At 67.9% G+C, this 6,158-nt stretch carries 7 protein-coding genes; all 7 read left to right on the top strand.

Annotation, left to right across the window (positions count from 1 at the left end; translation table 11 throughout):
* A partial coding sequence (locus PKC53_RS14520; RefSeq protein WP_324429823.1) for a hypothetical protein occupies positions 1–287 on the top strand: 287 nt, incomplete at its 5' end.
* Positions 280–1,053: a cyclohexa-1,5-dienecarbonyl-CoA hydratase gene (locus PKC53_RS14515; RefSeq protein WP_324429821.1), complete on the top strand. Its 774-nt coding sequence runs from the start codon at positions 280–282 to the stop codon at positions 1,051–1,053. The genes PKC53_RS14520 and PKC53_RS14515, both read left to right, overlap by 8 nt.
* On the top strand, positions 1,053–2,243 hold the full coding sequence (gene bcrC / locus PKC53_RS14510) for a benzoyl-CoA reductase subunit C (protein ID WP_324429819.1): 1,191 nt from the start codon (positions 1,053–1,055) through the stop codon (positions 2,241–2,243). The genes PKC53_RS14515 and bcrC overlap by 1 nt, the downstream gene beginning before the upstream one ends.
* Positions 2,240–3,556, top strand: a complete 1,317-nt coding sequence (bcrB, locus tag PKC53_RS14505) for a benzoyl-CoA reductase subunit B (protein WP_324429818.1) — start codon at positions 2,240–2,242, stop codon at positions 3,554–3,556. Before bcrC ends, bcrB begins: the two co-directional genes overlap by 4 nt.
* A 13-nt stretch (positions 3,557–3,569) precedes the next feature.
* A complete protein-coding gene (gene bcrA, locus PKC53_RS14500; protein ID WP_324429817.1) occupies positions 3,570–4,910 on the top strand; it encodes a benzoyl-CoA reductase subunit A in 1,341 nt (446 codons plus the stop codon).
* Complete coding sequence (bcrD, locus tag PKC53_RS14495) at positions 4,907–5,749, top strand: benzoyl-CoA reductase subunit D (RefSeq protein WP_324429815.1); 843 nt, start codon at positions 4,907–4,909, stop codon at positions 5,747–5,749. The genes bcrA and bcrD overlap by 4 nt, the downstream gene beginning before the upstream one ends.
* Before the next feature lie 18 nt (positions 5,750–5,767).
* Positions 5,768–6,013: a YfhL family 4Fe-4S dicluster ferredoxin gene (locus PKC53_RS14490; RefSeq protein WP_324429813.1), complete on the top strand. Its 246-nt coding sequence runs from the start codon at positions 5,768–5,770 to the stop codon at positions 6,011–6,013.
* The last annotated feature ends 145 nt before the right edge of the window (positions 6,014–6,158 follow it).

The raw sequence follows: 6,158 nt of genomic DNA, 5'->3' as shown, positions 1-6,158 counted from the left end.
TGTGCGCCAAGATGCTGCTCACGTTCCCCGACTGCACGACCAAGACGATCGAGGAACTGCGCAAGCCCAAGCTCGACGCCTGGAACCGCAACAAGGAGAACTCGCGCGCGTGGCTGGCGCTGAACATGATGACCGAGGCGCGCTCGGGCTTCACGGCGTTCAACGAGGGCACCAAGGACGACCGCGAGATCGACTTCGTGCTGCTGCGCCAGAAGCTGGCCGCCGGCCAGAGCTGGGTCGGCCCGTTGCACGACGAGATCCAGCCGAAGGCGAAGCGCCATGGCTGAGGCCGACTGCCTCAAGGTCTGGCTCGACCGCGACGGCGCGCTGCTGCGCCTGCGGCTGAACCGGCCGAAGGCCAACATCTGCGACGCGGCGATGATCGCCGCGCTGCAAGCCGCGCTCGACGCCCACCGCGACCGGCCGGGGCTGCGCGGCGTGCTGCTCGACGCCGAAGGGCCGCACTTCAGCTTCGGCGCCAGCGTCGAGGAGCACCTGGCCGACCGCTGCGCGCAGATGCTGGCCGGGCTGCACGCGCTGATCCTGGCGATGGTCGACTACCCGGTGCCGATCCTGGTGGCGGTGCGCGGCCAGTGCCTGGGCGGCGGGCTCGAGGTCGCGCTGGCCGGCGGGCCGATCTGGGCGCGCCCCGACGCCGCCTTCGGCCAACCCGAGATGAAGCTCGGCGTGTTCGCGCCGGCCGCCTCGTGCCTGCTGCCTTGGCGCGTCAACCACAGCGCCGCCGAGGACCTGCTGTGGTCGGGTCGCAGCATCCCGGGCAGCGAGGCGCTGGCCATCGGCCTGGTGCACGCGCTGGCCGATGACCCCGAAGCCGCCGCGACGGCGTACTTCGATGAACACCTGGCGCCCAAGAGCGCCGCCGCGCTGGCCTGCGCGGTCGCGGCGACGCGCGCGCCGCGCGTGCGCGAACTGCGCGAACGACTCGCCGAGGTCGAACGGCTGTACCTCGACCGACTGATGACCACCCGCGACGCCAACGAGGGGCTGGACGCCTTCCTCGCCAAGCGCGCACCTCAATGGGAGCACCGCTGATGAGCCCCGCGACACCACAAACCCCGGAGGTGCTGCGCATCGTGCAACGCTGCGAAGCGCTGTTCGAGGACCTGCACTTCAACGCCGTCAAGGACTGGAAGGACGGCGCACCCGGCCGCAAGGCGATCGGCTACATGCCGGTGTACGTGCCGCGCGAGCTGATCCACGCCGCCGGCATGCTGTCGGTGGGCATCCTCGGCGGCGGCGACCAGCTCGAGGTGATCCAGGGCGACGCCTACTACCAGAGCTACATCTGCAGGATCCCGCGCTCGACGATCGAACTCGGCCTTACCGGCCGGCTCGACTGCCTCGACGGCATGCTGTTCCCGTCGATCTGCGACGTGATCCGCAATCTCTCGGGCATGTGGCAGGTGATGTTCAAGGACAAGTACGTCCGCTACATCGACGTGCCGCAGAACTACGAAGACTCGATCGGCGGGCGCTTCTACACCGAGGAAATGGAGGTGCTGCGCCACGACCTCGGCGAACTGCGCGGCAAGCCGATCACCGACGACGAGCTCAATGCGTCGATCGCGGTCTTCAACGAGAACCGCAAGGCGGTGCGCGACCTCTATGCGTACCGCGCGGCCAGGCCGTGGCAGGCGCCCACCTCCGAGGTCTACCTGATCCTTCGCGCGGGCATGGTGCTGCCGGTCGAGGAGCACACGCAGCTGATCCGCGACTACCTCGCGGCCACCGACGCGGTGCCGCGGCCGCGGCGCGACAACGCGCGCATCGTGATCAACGGGTCGTTCTGCGAGCAGCCGCCGCTCAACCTGATCAAGTCGATCGAGATGTCGGGCTGCTACATCGTCGACGACGACTTCATGCTCGTCACCCGCTGGCTGCTCGACGACGTGCCCACCGACGGCAAGCCGCTCGAGGAACTGTCGAAGGCCTTCCTGCACCGCTCGGCCTCCACCGCCGCGAAATACGACGCGAAGCGCGAGGACAAGGGGCAGTACCTGCTCAGGCAGGTGAAGAACGGCGCGGCCGAGGGCGTCGTGTTCGCCGCCCCCTCGTTCTGTGATCCGGCGCTGCTCGAGCGCCCGATGCTGCAGGACGTGCTCGCGAAGCACAAGGTTCCGTACACCGCGTTCAAGTACGCCGAGAACACCGGCCAGATGGCGCCGATCCGCGAACAGTCCGGCACCTTCGCCGATTCGATCAAACTCTGGAGCGCAGCATGACCACCGCCCCCGCCCCCGCCAGCACCAAGAAGCCGCAGAACGTCCAGAAAGAGGACGCGATGTGGCTCCAGAAGGAGCTGATCAACCGCAACTACCACGAACTGGCCACCGCCCGCGAGCAGGGCCGCAAGGTGTCGGCCACTTTCGTGCCGGGCAACCTGAACGAGCTGCTGATGTGCTTCGACTTCGCGCGCAGCCTGCCGGAGACGAACGCGCTGCAGAACGGCATGCGCAAGAAGTCTGGCAAGTTCATCATGGACGCCGAGCGCGAAGGCCATTCCGAGGACGTCTGTACCTACGTGAAGGCCGACCTGGGCATGATGCAGGGCGGCGAGATCGGGCCCACCGGAGAGCCGCTGCCCACGCCGGACGTGCTGCTGCTCTCGTACACCGGCTGCTTCACGTTCATGAAGTGGTTCGAGCTGATCCGCCACAAGTACGGCAGCGAGACGGTCATGCTGCACGTGCCCTACCAGGGCGAAGGCAGGATCGCGCCGAACATGCGCGACTACGTGGTGCGCCAGCTCAAGGACACGGTGATTCCCACGCTCGAGCGCGTCTCGGGCGTGAAGTTCGACATCGACCGGCTGCGCCAGTACATGAAGGAGTCGGCCAAGGCCGAGGAAGACCTGGTCAAGGTGCTGCAGTCGGCGAAGAACCGGCCGTCGCCGATCGACGGCTACTTCGGCGCGGTCTACTACATCGGCCCGATCTTCACCGCGTTCCGCGGCACGCCCGAGGCGACGCAGTACTACAACGTGCTGCGCTCCGAGATCGAGGAGCGTGTGCGCCTGGGCAAGGGGCCGGTCACGCCCGACGGCGAGATGGGCGAGGAGAAGTACCGCCTGGTCGTCGAAGGGCCGCCGAACTGGACCAGCTTCCGCGACTTCTGGAAGATGTTCTACGACGAGGGCGCGGTCGTGGTGTCGTCCACCTACGCGAAGGTCGGCGGCCTGTACGACTTCGGCTTCCGGCACGACCCCGACCATCCGCTCGAATCGCTGGCCGAGTACTGCCTGGGCTGCTACACGAACCTGAACCTGCCGTCGCGGATCGACATGATCTGCAAGTACATCGACGAGTACCAGGCCGACGGGCTGCTGATCAACTCGATCAAGAGCTGCAACAGCTTCTCGGCCGGGCAGCTGCTGATCCTGCGCGAGGTCGAGAAGCGCACCGGCAAGCCGGCGGCGTTCATCGAGACCGACCTGGTCGACCCGCGCTATTTCTCGGCGGCCAACGTCAAGAACCGTCTCGAGAGCTACTTCCAGATGGTCAAGCAGAAGCGCGGCGCGGTCGCCGCGGCGCACTGAAAAGGGGACCGCCATGCGCTGTTTCATCGGCATCGACCTGGGCTCGACGACCACCAAGGCGGTGGTCATCGACGAGAACCAGAACGTCATCGGACGCGGCATCACCAACTCGCGCTCGAACTACGACACCGCGGCGGCCATCGCCAAGCAGGAGGCGCTGGTCAACGGCCGCTTCCACCTGTTCCGGCAGGCGCTGGCGAGCACCAACGCGCTGAACGGCCAGCTCGAGGGTTTCCTCGCACAGCTCGAGCGCGACTTCCGCGCCGAACAGTACCTCGAGCAACTCGTCGACCTGCACGAGACCTGTCAGCGCAGCCTGGCGAGCGCCAAGTTCGGCGACGACACGAAGGTGGTCGGCGAGGCGCTCGACGAGGTGTTCCGGCGCATCACCGACGAGGCGCCGTCGCTCTTCGCGCCGGGCGCCAAGCGCAAGTCCGACTTCTTTCGCGACATCGCCGGCAGCCAGTACCTGGCCACCGGCGAGACGGTGGCCAAGGAGATCGGCACGCGCTACGACTACCTGCTCAACGTGTTCGACCGCTCGATCATCGAGGTGGAGAACCGTGTCTACGCCGAATCGATCCGCCGGCACCTGCTCGCGGCGCTCGAGCGCACCTTCGCGGCGATTCCCGAGACCGCCAGCCGGCGCACCCAGGTCGAGGCACCGGTCAAGGGCGTGCTCGACACCGAAATGGAGGAAACCTACGTCATCGGCACCGGCTACGGCCGGGCGCGGTTGCCGTTCTCGAAGGAGCACATCCGCTCCGAGATCCTCTGCCACGGGCTGGGCGCGCACGTGATGTACCCGAACACCGCCACGGTGCTCGACATCGGCGGCCAGGACACGAAGGCGATCCAGGTCGACCCGGCCGGCATCGTCGAGAGCTTCCAGATGAACGACCGCTGCGCAGCCGGCTGCGGGCGCTACCTCGGCTACATCGCCGACGAGATGAACATGGGCCTGCACGAACTGGGCCCGCTGGCGATGAAGTCGACCAAGACCGTGCGGATCAATTCCACCTGTACCGTGTTCGCCGGCGCCGAGCTGCGCGACCGGCTCGCGCTCGGCGACAAGCGCGAGGACATCATGGCGGGCCTGCACCGCTCGATCATCCTGCGCGCGATGTCGATCCTGGCGCGCTCGGGCGGCATCCGCAACGAGTTCACTTTCACCGGCGGCGTCGCGAAGAACGAGGCCGCGGTCAAGGCGCTCGTCGAGCTGGTCGAGGAGAACTACGGCAAGCTGACCCTGAACATCAATCCGGATTCGATCTACACCGGTGCGCTCGGCGGCGCGACGTTCGCCTGGCGCGCGGTGGTCGAGGAAGGCAAGACCGCGGAGGCACGGGCATGAGCACCACGCACACGATCGGCATCGACATCGGCTCCGGCGCGGTCAAGACCGTGCTGTTCCGCCACGACGGCGACCAGGCGACCTGGCTGGCCAAGCGCTGCGAGCGCATCCGCCGCCGCGACCCGATGTCGCTGGCGCAGGAGGGCTACGACGGCGTGCTCGCCGATGCGGGCCTCGCACAGGGCGACATCGACTACGTCGCGACCACCGGCGAGGGCGAGAACGTCAAGTTCTCCACCGGCCACTTCTACTCGATGACGACGCACGCGCGCGGCGGCGTGTTCCTCGACCCGGCCGCGCGCGCGGTGGTCGACATCGGCGCGCTCAACGGGCGCGCGATCAGCGTCGACGAGCGCGGCAAGGTGCTGAGCTACAAGATGACCAGCCAGTGCGCGTCGGGCTCGGGGCAGTTCCTCGAGAACATCGCGCGCTACCTGGGCGTCGCGGTCGAGGAGATCGGCCCGCTGTCGAAGACCTCGCAGGACCCGGAGAAGGTCAGCTCGATCTGCGCCGTGCTCGCCGAGACCGACGTCATCAACATGGTCAGCCGCGGCATCGCGACACCCGACATCCTGAAGGGGATTCACTTGTCGATGGCGTCGCGCATCGTCAAGCTGCTGAAGGTCACCGGCGTGAAGGACGGCGTGGCGCTGCTCACCGGCGGGCTGGCGCTGGACACCGGCCTGCTCGCGGCGATCCAGGAAGAGATGGTCAACGAGAAGGTCAAGGTCGAGGCGCGATCGCACCCCGACTCGATCTACGCCGGTGCGATCGGCGCGGCCCTCTGGGGCGCGTTCCGGCACGCGAAGCTCAACGAGCTCGAAGCGGCGGCCGCCTGAATCCTCGAGGAGAGTCCCATGGCCCTGATGATCACCGAAGACTGCACCGCCTGCGACGCCTGCAAGCCGGTGTGCCCGAACGAGGCGATCGCGGTCGGCGACCCGATCTACGTCATCGACCCGCTGCGCTGCACCGAGTGCGTCGGCGCCGAGGACGAGCCGCAGTGCAAGCTCGTCTGCCCTGCCGACTGCATCGTGCAGCACCCCGACTTCGTCGAGACGCCCGAGGAACTGCAGGCGAAGTACGAGTCGCTGCACGGTTGAGATCGCCCCACCCCCCGAGCGCCTGCGGCGCGCCCACGCCCTCGTGCGGCGCGGGCGGCGCGCGAGGCGTTCTGGCGGGCGCGGGCAGGCCCGCGCGTCCGCGCTGACACCCCTCGTGGGGGGGGGCCTGCAAGGCCCGCCAGCG

Origin of the sequence: Azohydromonas sp. (assembly GCF_035325925.1) — a bacterium.
In the GTDB taxonomy this organism is placed as follows: domain Bacteria; phylum Pseudomonadota; class Gammaproteobacteria; order Burkholderiales; family Burkholderiaceae_C; genus Calidifontimicrobium.
The sequence above is the reverse complement of the archived record's forward strand: the minus strand, read 5'-3'. Positions and strand labels throughout refer to the sequence as shown.